Origin of the sequence: Mesorhizobium sp. B2-5-13 (genome assembly GCF_006440535.1) — a bacterium.
GTDB classification, from domain to species: domain Bacteria; phylum Pseudomonadota; class Alphaproteobacteria; order Rhizobiales; family Rhizobiaceae; genus Mesorhizobium; species Mesorhizobium salmacidum.
The window spans coordinates 449,768-466,781 of record NZ_VFUI01000002.1 but is presented as its reverse complement, the minus strand read 5'-3'; the positions used below and the strand labels follow the sequence as shown (position 1 = coordinate 466,781).

The window sequence follows — 17,014 nt, the reverse complement described above, 5'->3', positions numbered from 1 at the left end:
GCGTACATCTAGATGTCGTGCTTGCGAATGTTCTTCAGCATCTTCAAAAGCGTGGCGATAAGTGCTGCATATTCGGCGTCGTCGATATCGTCGAACATGGCCTCGAAGGCGTCATGCATGGCCGGCCAGGCGCGGGTGAACTCGGCTCGGCCCTCGTCGGTCAGGAACACGTGGCGGATGCGGCTGTCGGTGACGCCCTGCTCGCGCCGCACGAACCCTTGCCCCTCCAGCGTGTCCAGCGTGCGGCTCAAGGTCGACTGCTCGATGACAGTATAGACCGAGAGGTCGTTGACGGTGACGCCGTCGGCGACCGACAGCACGGCGAGCGTGCGCACCTGCGAAATCGTCAGGCCCTGCTTGCGGAAATCATCACGCAGGGTGGCGTTGTAGCGGCCCATGATGCGGTTCATCAGATAGGGCGCGAATTGCTGCAGGCCGATCTGACCGAGGGTCGAAATGCGCTGGCGTTTTTCGGCGACCTTCTGTTCCATCACAGCTTCCCCGCCAGCAGGAAACCGGAGCCGCCGCCGAGACCGGCACCGGGATGGGTCGAGGCCCCGATATGGTAGAGGTTCTTGATGCCGGTCTGGTGGTTGCGGCTGGTCTTGAACGGCCGCCACAGGAACGACTGGTCGATAGCAGAGGAGCCGCCATAAGGGTCGCCGCCGACCAGGTTGATGTTCATCGTTTCGAGATCGGCCGGCGAATAGGCGCGGCGCGCGATGATGCTGTCCTTGAAGCCTTCGATATGGCTGGCGAGGATCGCTTCGACGCGATCGGCATAGGCCTCGCGCAGCGCCTCGGTCCATTGCCCGTCAGCCGGTGCCTGCAGCTTGCCGGCGGCGTCGCCCTTGATGTGGCGCGGCGCCTCGGGCAGTTGCAGCCACAGGATCGCCTTGCCTTGCGGGCAGCGCGACGGGTCGAGCGCATGCGGCTGGCCGACACAGATGGTCGGCACTTCGGGCAGCATGCCGCACGCCGCCTCGTTGCAAGCCTTCGACACGCCGTCCAGTCCAGGCGTCAGATGCAGCAGCGCCACCTTGTCGAGGCCCTCGCCGCGCCAGGACGGCGGCTTGTCGAGGGCGTAGTGGATCTGGAAATTGCCTTTGCCATAGCGGTACTTCCGCGTCGCTTCGACGTCGCCCTTCGGAGCGTTCTTGCCGAGCAGGCGACCGTAAAGCTGCGTCGGCGTGACCGAGCAGATGACGCTCTTGGTGGCGTGAACCATTTCGCCCGAGGCCAGCCGCACACCCGTGGCGCGACCTCCGGCCATGAGGATGGCGGCAACGTCCGCTTCGGTGGAAATGACGCCGCCGCGTTCCTTGATGAGCGCCTCGAAAGCCGACAGCAGGTTCTGCGCCCCGCCCTTGACGATCGGCGCGCCGGCCGCCTCCAGCGCGAAGGCGATCACCTTGGCGATCTGGCTGGAAAAGGCGTCTTCGGGACCAAGCCCGGCATGCAGCACCCACGGCGCCCAGAGCGCACGGACTGTCTCCGACTGATAAGTGCTTTCCAGCCAGCTACGCGCCGGCACCAGCGCGTCGCCGAGAAAGGCGGCAAGCCCGCGGGGACCACGCCGCCAGGCGTCGCCGGCCAGCAGCTTCGCGGTCGGATAGGACCAGAGCGCGCCGCCGAGCAGGCCGAACAGCAGGCCGGCATTGCGCTCGATGCCGCCGACATCTTCCGCGTGGCGGTCGCCGTCGCCAGCAGCGATCCTGTTAAGCGCGGCGATGTTGGCGGCACGGTCGGTGGTGAGCACCGCGTGGCTGCCATCCGGCCGCAGCACTCCGGTCGGCGTGCCGGTATGGCAGAAGTCCAGCCCGTGCCGGGCGAGATCGGCGCCTAGTGCCGCGGATGCCGGAGAGGTGATGAACAGAACGAAAGTCGTCGCCATCACGTCGTGAATGAAGCCGGGCGCGGTGATCTCCTCGGTGCGCATGCAGCCGCCGATGCGGTCGTTGCGCTCCAGCACGAGCACCTTGGCGCCCTTGCCGCCGAGCATCGCCGCGCAGACCAGCGCATTGATGCCGCTGCCGACGATGATGTGATCGGGGGCATTCATTGAAGGTCGCTCCCCGCCGGGAGGCGGAGTTCAAGTGCGCGAGATTGCTTTCCTTCGCGCCCCCCTCTGTCCTGCCGGACTGTCCGGCAGGACAGAGGGGGGTGCCGTAGAGCGCCAGCGCCACGCGGCCGGCGCTCTCCCTTTGTTCCCTTTGTCACTACACCATCACCTGCAACCATGATCTTCTCCCGAAGACCGCCCTCGCCCTATTTGCCCGAAACCAGCGCCAGTGCGCGGATCGGGCTGCCGGTGCCGTGCTCGATCTTGAGCGGGGCCGCGATCAGGATCGCGCCTTTCGGCGGCAGTTGGTCGAGATTGCAGAGGCTGGCAAGGCCGTAGCGGTTGGCCTTGTGCATTAGCGTATGCGCCGGGAATGGCGGCTCCATGCCGCCGGCCTTGCCGGCATCCGTGCCGATGGTCTCCGAGCCCCAGCCCTTGATGTCCTTGCTGATCAGGAACTGGATGGCTTCCGCCGTCGGGCCGGGCGTGTGCGGGCCCGTTTCGTTGGCATTGAGGAATTCGGCTTCCGAGCCGTTGCGCTTGTACCAGTCGGTGCGCATCACCACCCACTCGCCGGCGTTGATCGCGCCATGCCTGGCTTCCCAGGCCTTGATATGGTCGACGGTGAGCAGGAAATCGTGATCGGCGGCGGCCTCCTTCGAACAGTCGATGACATTGACCGGACCGATGAAATTCTGCGCCGGAATGGTGTCGGTGGCGCCGTCCGGATAATCCTTGCCGGAGATCCAATGCTGCGGGGCGTCGAAATGCGTGCCGGAATGCTCGCCAAGCTTCAGCCAGTTCCACGCCCACCATGGACCGTTCTTGTCATAGCGGGAGATCGAATGAATCTCGATCTTCGGCGTGTCGACGGCAAGTTCCGGCGGCAGCTTGATCAGCGGTGTGTCCGGCCCGAGCGGCGCCGTCAGGTCGACCACCTTGATGGCGCCGGAAAGAAGCTGGGCGGCGACTTCGCCGAGGAGTTTTTGGCTGTCCATGGTCTCTGTTCCCTCTTGGCTGACATGATCAAGGCTCGTCTCGGCCCTTAATATCCTACTAGACGAAAACATATGCATCTGCAATTATCTTTAAGCATAAAGGAAATGGGAACGGGGCGTGAGCGAGTTCGACGCCATCTTTGTCGGGGCGGGCCATAACACTCTGGCATGCGCCGCGCATCTGGCGCTCAAGGGCTGGAAAACCGGGGTTTTCGAACGCGGCGCAACAATCGGCGGCGCCGTCCAGACTCGCGAGTTCACCCTCCCAGGCTTCCGCCACGATTTCGGCGCGATGAATCTGAGCCTGTTCGCCGGCTCGGCGTTCCACCGGAAATATGCAAATGAATTGAAAGCGCAGGGGCTGGAATTCGCCCCGGTCGCCGACTGTTTCGCCAGCGCCTTTCCGGATGGGCGCTGGTTCGGCGTCAGCAACGATCTGGAAAAGACCGCCGGCCGCATGGCTGCCTTTTCGGCCGCCGATGCCGCGACATGGCGCAGGCTGGTTGCCGCCTTCCCGGCCGAAGCCGAGCATTTGTTCAAGCTGCTGGGATCGCCAATGAGCGCCCGGGCGATTGCGGGCACCGCATGGAGCCTGTGGCGCAAGAAGGGTGTTTCGGGCGCGCTCGACACCGGCCGGCTGCTGTTGTCTTCGCCGCGTGCCTGGCTGGAGGAAAATTTCGAGTCTCCACACATCAGGGCGACGCTCGCCACCTGGGGCATGCATCTCGACTTCGCGCCCGACATCGCCGGCGGTGCCGTGTTTCCCTATCTGGAATCGATGGCCAACCAGAGTTTTGGCATGGTGCTGGGCAAGGGCGGCGCCGATACGATCATCCGGGCGCTGGCCGGCATGGTGACATCCGCCGGCGGCAGGATCATTGCCAGCGCCGAGGTGGCCGAGATCACGGTCTCCGGCGGCAAGGCGACAGGTGTGCGGCTTGCTTCCGGCGAGACGCATACGGCCACCAGGGCGGTGATTGCAGGCGTGGCGCCCAAGGCGCTGTCCGGCAAGCTGCTGCCCGGCGGTTCCGGCGACACCGGCTTCGACATGGCGATGCAGAAGTTTCGGCATGCGCCGGGCACGATGATGATCCACCTGGCGCTGGACGATCTGCCGGACTGGCGCGCCGGGGCAGAGTTGCGCCAGTTCGCCTATGTGCATCTGGCGCCGTCGCTCGACCAGATGTCGCGCACCTATCAACAGGCGGTGGCAGGCATGTTGCCTGACGAACCGGTGCTGGTCGTCGGCCAGCCGACGGCGGTCGACCCTTCCCGGGCACCTGAAGGCAAACATGTTCTGTGGGTGCAGGTGCGCATGCTGCCCGCCGAAATCGCGGGCGACGCCTCGGCCAAGATCGCGCCAGCGCATTGGGACGAGGTCAAGGAGGCCTACGCCGACCGGGTGCTCGACATCATCGAAACCTACGCGCCCGGCCTGCGCGCAAAAATCCTCGATCGCGCGGTGTTTTCGCCCATCGATCTCGAGCGCGAGAACCCGAACCTCGTCGGTGGAGACCAGCTCTGCGGCAGCCACCATCTGGCGCAGAATTTCCTGTTCCGTCCGGCGCGCGGCCATGCCGGCTGGAACACGCCGGTGACCAATCTGCATCTCACCGGCGCCGCGACATGGCCCGGTGCCGGCACGGGTGCCGCCTCGGGCTTCATGCTCGCGCAACAGCTTGGCGGGAGGTAGGCCAGACGATTTCATGAAGGCGACGAGAGGCAAGGCGCTGCTGCCGACGAAGCCGAACCAATGACCGGACGAAGCTGCGCAACGACAATAACCAACAAGGGGAACGACCATGACAATCAACAGACGCGAATTGCTGGGATACAGTGCCGCGGCACTTGGCGTGGCCGCCGTCGGCCTGCCGAAGATCGCCCGGGCTGCCGCCGGCGAACTGACCATCGCCTACAACGTCAACCTGCCGTCCTGGGATCCGACCACCGGACCGTCGGCCGTCAACCCGACCATCCAGGGCCTCTACCAGTCGGTGTTCGACCAGTTCATCCCGCAGAAGCCTGACCTGTCCTTCGCGCCTGGCCTTTTGACGGAATGGGGCTGGAACGAGGACCGCACCAAGATCATGATGACAGTGCGCGAAGGCGTGAAATGGCATGACGGCTCGCCGTTCACACCGGAAGACGTGGTCTGGTCGCTGCAGCGGGCGGGCGACGAGAAGACCGGGAACCCGATCCAGTTCGTCTGGAAGAACGTCAGCAATTTCAAGATCGACGGCAACAAGATATCAGGCGACGTCGTCCAGTTCGACCCGGTCTATTTCAAATGGATGTCGTTCCTGACCGGCTACATCATGCCGAAGGCCTATTACGAGAAGGTCGGCGCCGAAGGTTTCGAGAAGGCGCCGATCGGTACCGGCCCCTACATGGTCGAAAAATTCGAGCGCAACGCCTTCCTGCGGTTGAAAGCCAATCCCAACTACTGGGGCGGCAAGCCGGCCTTCGAGAATGTGACGATCAAGTTCGTCACCGATGCGGCGAGCCGCGTGGCAGAGATTGAATCCGGCTCCTCGCAGGTGACGCTCGAAATCCCCTACGAGGAGTATGACCGGCTGATCGCCAAGGAGGGGCTCGCCGGCTCGATCAAGAATGTTTCCGATATTGGCATGATCTTCTTCAACGACATCGAAGCCATGCTCGACAAGAACGTGCGCCAGGCAGCCGTCATGGCGGTGGACAAGGAGCTTCTGGTCAAGCGGCTGCTGCGCGGCTATGGCCAGCCGATCGCTACGCTGGAAACGCCGGAATACACGGCCTTCGATGCCTCGATCAAGGTGGAGCACAATCCGGAAAAGGCCAAGGAACTGCTGGCCGCCTCAGGCTATTCGCCGGAAAAGCCGGTCAAGTTCACCATCCAGACGACCAAGGGCTTCAAGCCCAAGGATTATGAGATGATCCAGGCGATCGTCGGCATGTGGCGCAAAGTCGGCATCGAGGCGACGATCGAGGTCTACGAGATCGCCAAGCACTACGAGCTGCGCGCCGCCGACAAGCTCGCGCCCGCGGCCTTCTACAACTGGGGCAACGCCATCGGCGATCCGACCACCTCGACCGGCTTTGCCATGTATGGACCGAGCCCGCATTCGGTCTGGGACAGCCAGGACCTGATCGACATGATCAACCCGCTGTGGGGAGAGAAGGACGAAGCCAAGCGCATCGCCGGGTGGAAGGCGGTCGACAAATACATCGCCGAGCAGGCTTATGTGCTGCCGCTGATGCAGTACGCGCAGCCGATCGTGCATGCCAAGGGCGTCAACGTGGTGCAGCATATTTCAGGCGCGCTGCTGCCGGCGCTGATGACGCCGGCCTGAGACAGACGACAAGGCACGCCGTCGCAAGACGGCGTGCAACTTGCGCAGGCCCTCTCATCCGGCCCTTCGGGCCACCTTCCCCCTCGGAGAGAAGGTGGCCGCGAGGCGTCCGGATGAGGGGCTGCTCGTTAGAACACGCTAGGCCAACGCCAGAATGCTCCTGCAACGATTCCTGATCCGTCTTGCGACGATGCTGATCACGCTGTTCGGCGTGGCCGTCGTCGTATTCGTGGTCATCCGCGTGGCACCCGGCGATCCGATTGCCATGATGCTACCGCCCGGCGCCACCAATGACGACATCGCCCGGCTGCGGGCGCTGTACGGGCTCGACAAGACGATCGTGCAACAATTCTTCATCTGGCTGTCCGGTGTCGCCAGGGGCGATTTCGGCACCTCGATCTCGCTGCGGCAAGATGTGCTCGGCCTCGTCTTCAACCGGCTGCCGGCGACGCTTGAGCTTGCCATCGTCGCGCTTGTCATGGCGGTGGCGATCGGCGGCACGACGGCGATACTCGGCGCCCGCGAACGCGGTAGGGCGGTCGAAGCCGGCATCGACATCGCCAGCGGTGCAGCGCTTTCCATTCCCGATTTCCTCTGGGGCCTGGTGCTGATCCTGCTGTTCGGCGTGCTGGTGCCGATCTTCGACATTTCGGGCCGCGTGTCGCCGCAACTCGACCTGCCCTTCGTCTCCCAGTTCTATTTGTTCGAGAGCCTGCTGCGGCTGCGCTTCGACCTCACCTGGGATCTCTTGAAGCACATGCTGATGCCGGCGATTGCCCTGGCGCTGCCGCTGGCGGCAATCATCTCGCAGCTGTTGAAACAGTCGCTGAAGGAAGTGCTCGACCTCGACTATGTGGTGCTGGCGCGGGTCAAAGGGTTTTCGGAAACGCAGGTCATCCTGCGCGAGGCGCTGAAGAACGCCGCCCTGCCGACGCTGACCCTGGTCGGCGTGCAATTCACCTTCCTCATCGGCGGCACCGTCATCGTCGAACGGCTGTTCTCCTATGAGGGGCTCGGCAACATGGCCATCGATGCCGTCATCAACCGCGACCTGCCGCTGATCCAGGGCATCGTGCTGGTCTTCGCGCTGCTGTTCGTGCTGATCAACCTTGCCGTCGACATGATGTATGCGCTGCTCAATCCGAGGCTGCGCCATGGATGAGGCACGCATCTCGCGACATGGCGCAGGCGTAAAGCTATGGCTGGCGGGAGGCTGGCTGCTGCTGGCGCTGCTGGCAGCGATCTTCGCCCCGCTGGTCGCGCCGCAGGATCCGCTGGCGCAGGACCTGATGCTGGAGCGGTTGCCGCCGTTCTGGCTCGATGGTGCCGAGCCCGGCTATTGGCTCGGCACCGACAGCCTCGGCCGCGACCTGCTCTCGCGCCTGATTTTTGGTGGCCGCATCGCCTTCATCGTTGCTTTCGCGGCGGCCATCGCCGCCTGCGTCGTCGGCTCAATGCTTGGGCTGATCGCTGGCTATTTCGGCGGCTGGGCGGATCGTATCATCTCGCGCATCGTCGACGTCTGGATGGCCTTCCCGCCGGTGCTGTTCGCCATTCTGCTGGTTGCCGTGCTCGGCACCGGCTTAAGCTCCGTCATTCTCGCCATCGCGATCATCGACTGGACGCGCTTCTGCCGCGTGATCCGCGCCGAAGCCATGGGCCAGTCGCGCATGGACTACGTCGAGAATGCCCGCATTGCCGGCTACGGCCGCATCGGCATCATGCTGCGCGAGGTGTTGCCCAATGTGGTGCCGTCGATCGTGGCGCTGCTGTCGCTTGAAATGGGTATCGCCGTCATCGTCGAGGCGATCCTGTCCTTCGTCAATCTGTCGATCTCGACCGACGATCCGACCTGGGGCGGCATCATCGCCGAGGGCCGTCTCTCGATCCATCAGGCATGGTGGGTGCTGGTTTTCCCGCTGACCACGCTGATCCTCACCGTGCTGTCTTTCAGCCAGTTCGGCGAAGCTCTGAAGACCCGTTTCGATCCGGTGCTGCGATGAGCGCCTGTCTCGACATCGCCAGTCTGAGCGCCGTGCTGGCCAACGGCCAGCGCGTGCTGCGTTCTGTTTCGCTTTCCGTGCAACCCGGCGAGGTGCGCGCGCTCGTCGGCGAAAGCGGCGCCGGCAAGACGATGATCGGCAAGGCGGTGCTCGGCGTCTTGCCATCGAGCGTGCGCATCGTCGAAGGCGATATACGGCTCGAGGGCGAAGACCTCGGCAAACTCCAGCCCAAGGCGCGGCGCACGCTGATCGGCGCGCGCACGGCGCTGATCCCGCAGGATCCGCTGACCGCGCTCAACCCCTCGCGCCGCATCGGCCCGCAGATGACCGACCGGCTGGTGCGCATCCTCGGCTGGAGCGGCGACAAGGCCGATCGGCGTATCCGGCAATTGCTGGACGAGGTGCAGATCCGCGACCCCGACCGCGTGCTGAAGACTTATCCGCACGAACTGTCCGGTGGCATGCGCCAACGCGTGCTGATTGCCGCCGCCTTCGCCGCCGAGCCACGGCTGATCGTCGCCGACGAGCCGACCACGGCGCTCGACGTCACCGTGCAGAAGCAGATCCTTCGGCTGATCGTCGCGTTGCAGCGCGAGCACGGCACCGCGATCCTGTTCGTCACCCATGATCTCGGCGTCGTCGCCAAGATCAGCCAGAAAGTGTCGGTTCTTTATGCCGGCAAGGTGGTGGAGGAAGCCGAAACCACTGATCTCTTCGCGGCACCTCGGCACCCCTACACGCGCGCGCTGATGGCCGCGACGCCGCGCTACACCGATCCCTTCGCTTCACTGAAACCCGTGGACGAGACGGTGCTGGCCGGTCTCGCCGCCGAAATCGCTTCCGCCGATCAGGCCTGGAGGTGCCCGCATGGCTGAGCCGCTGTTTTCCGTGCGCGGGCTGAAGGTCGCGCTGCCCGACATGACGCGCAAGCCGCTGATCGGCCGCGCACCTTTGGCCGAGATTCTGAAAGGCCTGAATTTCGACCTGCCCACCGGCTCGGTGACGGGCATCGTTGGCGAATCCGGTTCGGGAAAGTCGACGCTTGGCCGTGCGCTGGTGCGGCTGCTGGAGCCGAGCGCCGGCAGCATCCGTTTCGAGGGCCGTGACATCACCCATCTGCCGGAAGCGGAACTGCGGCCACTGCGCCGCGACCTGCAGATGATCTTCCAGGATCCGATGTCGTCGCTCAACCCGCGCCGCACCATCGCCAGCATCATCGCCGCACCGCTCCGTCAGAACGGGCTTGGCGACAATCTGAAAGCGCGCGTCGCGGAGGCACTGCAACGCGTCGGCCTGCCGCAAAGCTTCGCCAGCCGCTATCGCCACGAACTGTCAGGCGGCCAGCGCCAGCGCGTCGGCATTGCGCGCGCGCTGGCGCTGTCGCCGAAATTCGTGCTCGCCGACGAGATCGTCTCCGGGCTCGACGTCTCGACGCAGGCCCAGATCCTCACCTTGCTGGAGAAGCTTGCGGCGGAGATGGGTCTGACGGTCGCCTTCATCAGCCACGATCTGTCGGTCATCCGGCGGCTGTGCCGGCAGGTGATCGTCATGCGCGAAGGCAGCATCGTGGAAGCGAGCGCCACGGACGCGCTGTTCGACATGCCGCGGCAGGCCTACACGCGCGACCTCATCGCAGCCATTCCGCTGCCCGAAATCGATGCGGGCTGGCTGGACATTCCTTCCGCCGGCAAAGCGCCGACATGATGCGAACGCACGCCGGCAAGCGGGCCTCGGACGTGCGACTGGAAAAGGATCAAGTCCCGCCAAATGGAGGAGGACTGACATGAAGACCACAATCGCACTTGCAACGCTTGCTGCTGCCATCCTTGGCAGCGCCGGCATGGCCTCGGCGGATTCGATCCCCGGCATGCGCGGCCACGATCACACCGGCATCACGGTTCCCGACATGAAGCAGGCGGTCGACTTCTTCACCGAGGTCGTCGGCTGCAAGAAGGCGATGTCGTTTGGGCCGTTCGCCGACAACAAGGGCACCTTCATGCAGGACCTGCTCGGCGTCGATCCGAAGGCTGTCATCGAGCAGGTCACCATGGTGCGTTGCGGCTATGGATCGAACATCGAGCTGTTCAAATATACCGCGCCCGACCAGAAGGATCTGACACCGAAAAACAGCGACATTGGCGGCTTCCACATCGCCTTCTATGTCGACGATGTCGCCGCCGCCAAAGCCTATCTCAATGGCAAGGGCGTCAAGACCAGGATGGGGCCGCTGCCGGTCAAGGAAGGACCCGCCGCCGGCCAGACCATCCTCTATTTCCAGGCGCCGTGGGGGCTGCAACTCGAGGCGATTAGCTATCCCACGGGCATGGCCTATGAGAAGGGTGCCGAGACCGTGCTGTGGAGCCCGAAGAATCCGGAGAAGTGATCTCTCGCGGCGCGCTTGCAGGATGGCCCGGCAAGCGCGCCGCCCACACTCGCATAATCATTTCGACATAAAACTTTAAGCTTGAAATATCTTGCCTCCGGCGCGATACTGAGGCATAGCAAGCGAAGAGGAGATCGCACGGATGAAGGTTGCGGTTCTCGGCGGCGGACCAGCCGGCCTCTATTTCGCCATTTCGATGAAGCTCAGGGACGCCGCGCACGACGTGACGGTTTTCGAGCGCAACCGCGCCGACGATACGTTCGGCTGGGGTGTCGTGCTATCGGCCGAGACGCTCGACAACCTTGCTGAGAATGATCCGGTCAGCGCCGTCTGGATCAAGAAGCATTTTGCCTATTGGGACGACATCGCCGTCATCCATGACGGCGTGCGCACGGTCTCGTCGGGCCACGGCTTCTGCGGCATCGGCCGCAAGCGGCTGTTGATCCTGCTGCAGCGCCGCGCCCGCGAACTCGGCGTCAAGCTGATGTTCGAAACCGACATCGCCGACCCAAAACCCTATATGGAGACGCATGACCTGGTCGTCGCCGCCGACGGGTTGAACTCCAGGGCGCGCAACAGCTTCATCGATATCTTCAAGCCCGACATCGACACGCGCAAATGCAAGTTCGTCTGGCTCGGCACCAACCAGAAATTCGACGACGCCTTCACCTTCATCTTCGAGAAGACCGAGCATGGCTGGGTGTGGGCGCACGCTTACCAGTTCGACAGCGATACCGCGACCTTCATCGTCGAGTGCAGCGAGCAGACCTGGGCCGCCTTCGGCTTCGGCGCGATGTCGCAGCAGGAGTCCATCGCGGTGTGCGAGCGCATCTTTGCCAAACATCTTGGCGGCCACGCGCTGATGACCAACGCCAACCACATCAGGGGCTCGGCCTGGATCAATTTCCCGCGCGTGCTTTGCGAGCGCTGGTCCTACAAGAATCTGGCGCTGATGGGCGACGCCGCGGCCTCGGCGCATTTCTCGATCGGCTCCGGCACCAAACTCGCCTTGGAGAGTGCGGTGGCGCTGGCCGACTATGTCGAGACCGAGCCGGACCTCGAGGCCGCCTTCCGCAAATATGAGGACGCCCGCCGCACCGAAGTGCTGAAGCTGCAGTCGGCGGCGCGCAATTCTCTGGAATGGTTCGAAGAGGTCGAGCGCTATCTCGGCCTCGATCCGGTGCAGTTCAACTATTCGCTTTTGACCCGTTCGCAACGCATCAGCCACGAGAATCTGCGGTTGCGCGATGCCGAGTGGCTGGGCGGCGCGGAAGAATGGTTCCAGCGGCAGGCCGGTGCCGGCGGCAACAGGCTGCGCCGGGCGCCGATGTTCGCGCCCTTCAAGCTGCGCGACATGGTCCTCAACAACCGCGTCGTCGTCTCGCCGATGGCGCAGTACAAGGCCGTCGACGGCTGCCCGACCGACTGGCATTTCACGCATTATGCCGAGCGCGCCAAGGGCGGCGCCGGGCTCGTTTATATCGAGATGACCTGCGTCAGCCCGGAAGGGCGCATCACGCCCGGCTGCCCCGGTTTCTACGCGCCCGAGCACGAGGTGGCGTGGAGGCGACTGGTCGACTTCGTCCATGCCGAATCCGAAGCGAAGATCTGCGCCCAGATCGGCCATTCCGGCGCCAAGGGTTCGACCCGGGTCGGCTGGGAAGGCACCGACGTGCCGCTGGCCTCGGGCAACTGGCCTATCATGGCGGCATCGGCCGTTGCGTGGTCGCCTGAGAATCAGATGCCGAAGGCGATGGACCGCGCCGACATGGATTTGGTGCGCGATCAATTCGTGGCCTCGGCCGAAATGGCCGATCGCTGCGGCTTCGACATGCTCGAGATCCACGCCGCGCATGGCTATCTCCTGTCGTCGTTCATTACGCCGGTCACCAACCAGCGCACTGACGCCTATGGCGGCTCACTGGAAAACCGCATGCGCTATCCCCTGGAAATCTTCCACGCGGTGCGCGCCGCCTGGCCGGCGGAAAAACCGATCTCGATGCGCATTTCGGCCAATGACTGGGTCGGCATCGAAGGCGTGACGCCGGCAGACGCCGTCGAGATCGCGCGGATGCTGCATAAGGCCGGCGTCGATATATGCGACGTCTCGGCCGGCCAGACGTCGGTTGCCGCCAAGCCGGTCTATGGACGCATGTTCCAGACGCCGTTTTCCGACCGTATCCGCAACGAAGTCGGCATGGCGACGATGGCGGTCGGCAACATCTACGAGCCCGACCATGTCAATTCGATCCTGATGGCCGGCCGCGCCGATCTGGTGGCGCTGGCACGGCCGCATCTCGCCGATCCCTACTGGATGCTGCATGCGGCGGTGACGCTCGGCGACCGTGGCGTCAAATGGCCGGATCCCTATCTGCCCGGGCGCGATCAGCTCTACCGGCTGGCCGAGCGTGACGCCGCTGCGGGGCTGAAAGTATGACGGCCGCGACAACGATTCCCGGCAAGCACGCGCTGGTCACCGGCGGCGGATCCGGCGTCGGCCGGGCCATCGCGCTCACTTTGGCCGCGGCTGGTATCGACGTGACCATTTGTGGGCGCCGCGAAGCTGAGCTCACCAAGGTTGCCGGCGAAAACGGCCGCATCCATGGCATCGTCGCAGATGTCACCAGTGAGGCGGCGATGGCGGCGCTTTACGAGATGGCGGAGGCCGCGCGCGGACCGTTCGACATCGTCGTTGCCAATGCCGGCATGGCCGGCAGCACGCCGGCGCACAAGATCGCCCTGGCCGACTGGCAGCGAACGCTCGACGTCAATCTGACCGGGGCGTTCCTGACGGTGAGGCCGGCGCTGGCCGGCATGGCCGCGCGCAAGGCAGGTCGCATCGTCTTCATCGCCTCGACCGCTGGATTGAAAGGCTACGCCTATGTCGCGCCTTATGTGGCGGCCAAACATGGCGTCGTCGGGCTGATGCGGGCGCTGGCCGCCGAGACGGCGAAATCCGGCGTCGCCGTCAATGCGGTGTGTCCGGGCTTCGTCGAGACCGACATGTTGGAGGAGTCCATCCAGCGCATCATCGAAAAGACCGGCCGCTCGGCTGGCGAGGGGCGAGCCAGCCTCGTCTCGACCAACCCGCAAGGCCGCTTCATCCAGCCGCAAGAGATTGCCGAAGCAGTGCTGTGGTTGTGCGGCGACGCGGCGGCGTCGATCACCGGACAGGCGATTTCGATCTCGGGAGGTGAAACATGGTAGCCGGCCCCCTGCCCGTGCCATCGGGTCCCGGCAAGGACCGGTTGCGTCTTTGGATAAGGCTGCTGCGGGCTTCACGCACGATCGAGGCCGAATTGCGCGAGCGCCTGAAGAAGGAATTCGACACGACGCTGCCGCGTTTCGACGTGATGGCAGCGCTTTACCGGGCGCCGGAAGGCATGCTGATGAGCGACCTGTCGCGCTTCCTGCTGGTGTCCAACGGCAATGTTACCGGCATTGTCGACCGGCTGGTGTCGGAAGGACTTGTCGCCCGGGCCCGCCGCAATGGCGACCGCCGTACCTCGATGGTGCGGTTGACCGAGGAAGGCACGAAGTCCTTTGCCACCATCGCCGCGGCGCATGAGGGCTGGATCGGCGAATTGCTGGGCAAGGTCAGCGAGGAGGATGCGCACCGGCTGACCGGCATGCTGACCTCGTTCCGCAGCAACTGGGAGGGACGCGAATGACTGCAATGGCCGGCCTCAAGCCGAAGCATTTCCTGTGGGAAGTCGAGGGCCGGATCGCCAGGGTCCGGCTCGACCGGCCGGAGCGCAAGAACCCGCTGACCTTCGATAGCTATGCCGAGCTGCGCGACACGTTCCGCGATCTCGTCTATGCCGAGGACGTCGACGCCGTGGTGTTCCTCTCCAATGGCGGCAATTTCTGCTCCGGCGGCGATGTCCACGACATCATCGGTCCGCTGGTCAAGATGGACATGAAGCAGCTCTTGGCCTTTACCCGCATGACCGGCGATTTCGTCAAGGCAATGCTCAACTGCGGCAAGCCGATCATCGCGGCTGTCGACGGCGTGGCGGTCGGCGCCGGCGCCATCATCGCCATGAGCGCCGACATCCGCATCGCCACGCCGGAAGCCAAGACCGCCTTCCTGTTCACACGTGTCGGCCTTGCCGGCTGCGACATGGGCGCCTGCGCGATCCTGCCGCGCATCATCGGCCAGGGCCGCGCCGCCGAACTGCTTTACACCGGCCGAACCATGACGGCTACGGAAGGCGAGCGCTGGGGGTTCTACAACAGGCTGGTCGATGCCGCGGCTCTGCAGGCCGACGCGCTGGAGATGGCGGCCCGCATCGTCTCCGGCCCGACCTTCGCCCACGGCATCACCAAGACGCAGCTCAACCAGGAATGGTCGATGGGCCTCGACCAGGCGATCGAGGCGGAAGCGCAGGCGCAGGCGATCTGCATGCAGACGCGCGATTTCGAACGGGCGTACCTGGCTTTCGTGGCCAAGGAAAAGCCGGTGTTCGAGGGGAATTGAGGATGGGTGGATTGTTAGAGACGTGGGCGGGACAGCGCCCCCCTCTGTCCTGCCGGACAGTCCGGCAGGACAGAGGGGGGCGCCGTAGAGCACCTAGCTTGCAGAACAGCGGAGGCCCAAATGCCTGACCGTTCCTTCCTCAACTGGCCGTTCTTCGAGGACCGGCATCGCGAGCTCGCCGAGCACCTGGACACCTGGTGCGCCAAAAACCTTCCCGTCGATCATCATGACGTCGACGCCGCCTGCCGCGAGCTGGTGGCGAAGCTCGGCAAGGATGGCTGGCTGAAGCCGACGGCGCTCGATACAGACAATCCTGGACCGCTCGACGTACGCACCTTGTGCATCACGCGCGAGACGCTGGCTCGCCACGATGGGTTGGCCGACTTCGCCTTTGCCATGCAGGGGCTGGGCACCGGTGCACTCAGCCTGTTCGGGACGCCGGACCAGCAGCAATGGCTTTCGAAGACCCGCGCCGGCAAGGCGATCTCCGCCTTCGCGCTGTCGGAGCCGCGCTCCGGCTCGGATGTCGCCAACACCGAAATGACGGCGACACGCGACGGCGACAGCTACGTTCTCACCGGCGAGAAGACCTGGATCTCCAATGGCGGCATCGCCGACCTCTATGTCGTCTTTGCCCGCACCGGAGAGGCACCGGGTGCCAAGGGGCTTTCCGCCTTCCTGGTGCCGGGCGACGCCATGGGCCTCGGTATTGCCGAACGGCTGGAAGTGATCGCGCCGCATCCGCTGGCGCGGCTTTCGTTCGACCAGGTCCGGCTGCCTGCCTCGGCGCTGATCGGCAAGCCGGGCGACGGCTTCCGCATCGCCATGTCGGTGCTCGACGTGTTCCGCTCGACGGTCGGCGCGGCAGCGCTCGGCTTTGCCCGCCGCGCGCTCGATGAAAGCATCAAGCGCGTGGCCGAGCGCAAATTGTTTGGCGCACCGATGGCCGAGTTGCAGATGGTGCAGGGCCATATCGCCGACATGGCGCTCGACGTCGATGCGGCGGCCCTTCTGGTCTATCGCGCCGCCTGGACCAAGGACATGGGTGCGGCGCGGGTGACGCGCGAGGCGGCGATGGCCAAGCTGTTCGCCACCGACAAGGCGCAGGAGGTGATCGACAAAGCGGTGCAACTGCATGGCGGCGACGGTGTCCGCAAAGGCCACATCGTCGAGAGCCTGTACCGCGAAATCCGCGCGCTGCGCATCTATGAGGGCGCATCGGACGTGCAGAAGGTGGTGATCGCGCGGCAAGTGATGGGCGCGGCCTGAACAGGTCGCGTTGATGGATTGTCTTGAGACGCGGATATTGCGGACCCGATATTGGACAGGCGGAGAGACGACATGCACGAGATCCTGCAGCCGGAAGGCTGGGCAAAACCGGTCGGCTACGCCAACGGCGTGGCGGCGCGCGGCAGGCTCGTCTTCGTCGGCGGACAGGTCGGCTGGAACGGGCAATGCCAGTTCGAGACCGACGATTTCGCCGGCCAGGTGCGGCAGACGCTCCAGAACATCGTCGCGGTGCTGGCCGAGGCCGGCGCGGAGCCACGGCACATCACCTCGATGACCTGGTATTTCACCGACAAGGCCGAATATCTCGGTAATCTCAAGGGGATCGGCGAGGCTTATCGCGAGGTGATCGGCCGGCATTTTCCGGCGATGGCCGCCATGCAGGTGGTGGCGCTGGTGGAGGACCGCGCCAAGGTGGAGATCCAGGCGACCGCCGTCGTTCCGGAATAAAGAATTCGTCTCTCCGGAA

Annotated in this window: 16 protein-coding genes; 13 read left to right on the top strand and 3 right to left on the bottom strand. The window is 64.6% G+C overall.

Translation table 11 applies throughout. The features are described 5' to 3' along the window. Positions 1-8: 8 nt before the first annotated feature. From FJ434_RS05480 to FJ434_RS05470, 3 genes are all read right to left on the bottom strand, one after another. Positions 9-491, bottom strand: a complete 483-nt coding sequence (locus FJ434_RS05480; RefSeq protein WP_140510587.1) for a MarR family transcriptional regulator — start codon at positions 489-491, stop codon at positions 9-11. After that, the gene (locus FJ434_RS05475) at positions 491-2,062 is read right to left on the bottom strand and encodes an NAD(P)/FAD-dependent oxidoreductase (protein WP_140746391.1); all 1,572 of its coding nucleotides are present in this window, start codon (positions 2,060-2,062) and stop codon (positions 491-493) included. Before FJ434_RS05475 ends, FJ434_RS05480 begins: the two co-directional genes overlap by 1 nt. Before the next feature lie 206 nt (positions 2,063-2,268). Continuing rightward, entirely contained in the window at positions 2,269-3,060 is a 792-nt protein-coding gene (locus tag FJ434_RS05470; protein WP_140746388.1) for a cyclase family protein, read from the bottom strand. 118 nt (positions 3,061-3,178) lie between these two features. On the opposite strand from FJ434_RS05470, the gene FJ434_RS05465 reads away from it, so the two are divergent. From FJ434_RS05465 to FJ434_RS05405, 13 genes are all read left to right on the top strand, one after another. Then, positions 3,179-4,753, top strand: a complete 1,575-nt coding sequence (locus FJ434_RS05465; protein WP_140746385.1) for an NAD(P)/FAD-dependent oxidoreductase — start codon at positions 3,179-3,181, stop codon at positions 4,751-4,753. 109 nt (positions 4,754-4,862) lie between these two features. Continuing rightward, positions 4,863-6,392 carry an ABC transporter substrate-binding protein gene (locus FJ434_RS05460; protein ID WP_140746382.1) on the top strand — a complete coding sequence of 510 codons (1,530 nt, stop codon included), beginning with the start codon at positions 4,863-4,865 and terminating at the stop codon, positions 6,390-6,392. 154 nt (positions 6,393-6,546) lie between these two features. Then, the gene (locus FJ434_RS05455) at positions 6,547-7,554 is read left to right on the top strand and encodes an ABC transporter permease (RefSeq protein ID WP_140746379.1); all 1,008 of its coding nucleotides are present in this window, start codon (positions 6,547-6,549) and stop codon (positions 7,552-7,554) included. Next, positions 7,547-8,395, top strand: a complete 849-nt coding sequence (locus tag FJ434_RS05450) for an ABC transporter permease (RefSeq protein WP_140746376.1) — start codon at positions 7,547-7,549, stop codon at positions 8,393-8,395. Before FJ434_RS05455 ends, FJ434_RS05450 begins: the two co-directional genes overlap by 8 nt. Next, positions 8,392-9,270, top strand: a complete 879-nt coding sequence (locus FJ434_RS05445) for an ABC transporter ATP-binding protein (RefSeq protein WP_140746373.1) — start codon at positions 8,392-8,394, stop codon at positions 9,268-9,270. Before FJ434_RS05450 ends, FJ434_RS05445 begins: the two co-directional genes overlap by 4 nt. Beyond that, positions 9,263-10,099, top strand: a complete 837-nt coding sequence (locus tag FJ434_RS05440; protein ID WP_140746370.1) for an ATP-binding cassette domain-containing protein — start codon at positions 9,263-9,265, stop codon at positions 10,097-10,099. The genes FJ434_RS05445 and FJ434_RS05440 overlap by 8 nt, the downstream gene beginning before the upstream one ends. 79 nt (positions 10,100-10,178) lie before the next feature. After that, complete coding sequence (locus FJ434_RS05435; RefSeq protein WP_140746367.1) at positions 10,179-10,778, top strand: VOC family protein; 600 nt, start codon at positions 10,179-10,181, stop codon at positions 10,776-10,778. A 142-nt stretch (positions 10,779-10,920) separates the two neighbouring features. Continuing rightward, on the top strand, positions 10,921-13,215 hold the full coding sequence (locus FJ434_RS05430; protein WP_140746364.1) for a bifunctional salicylyl-CoA 5-hydroxylase/oxidoreductase: 2,295 nt from the start codon (positions 10,921-10,923) through the stop codon (positions 13,213-13,215). Further along, positions 13,212-13,985 (top strand): SDR family NAD(P)-dependent oxidoreductase, encoded by a 774-nt coding sequence (locus FJ434_RS05425; protein WP_140746361.1) that lies wholly within the window; start codon positions 13,212-13,214, stop codon positions 13,983-13,985. Before FJ434_RS05430 ends, FJ434_RS05425 begins: the two co-directional genes overlap by 4 nt. After that, entirely contained in the window at positions 13,979-14,449 is a 471-nt protein-coding gene (locus tag FJ434_RS05420; RefSeq protein ID WP_027142126.1) for a MarR family transcriptional regulator, read from the top strand. Before FJ434_RS05425 ends, FJ434_RS05420 begins: the two co-directional genes overlap by 7 nt. Then, complete coding sequence (locus FJ434_RS05415; protein WP_140746358.1) at positions 14,446-15,258, top strand: enoyl-CoA hydratase family protein; 813 nt, start codon at positions 14,446-14,448, stop codon at positions 15,256-15,258. The genes FJ434_RS05420 and FJ434_RS05415 overlap by 4 nt, the downstream gene beginning before the upstream one ends. A 120-nt stretch (positions 15,259-15,378) precedes the next feature. After that, positions 15,379-16,527 (top strand): acyl-CoA dehydrogenase family protein, encoded by a 1,149-nt coding sequence (locus tag FJ434_RS05410; protein WP_140746355.1) that lies wholly within the window; start codon positions 15,379-15,381, stop codon positions 16,525-16,527. Between the two features lie 72 nt (positions 16,528-16,599). Beyond that, the gene (locus FJ434_RS05405; protein WP_027142129.1) at positions 16,600-16,995 is read left to right on the top strand and encodes a RidA family protein; all 396 of its coding nucleotides are present in this window, start codon (positions 16,600-16,602) and stop codon (positions 16,993-16,995) included. Positions 16,996-17,014: the final 19 nt, after the last annotated feature.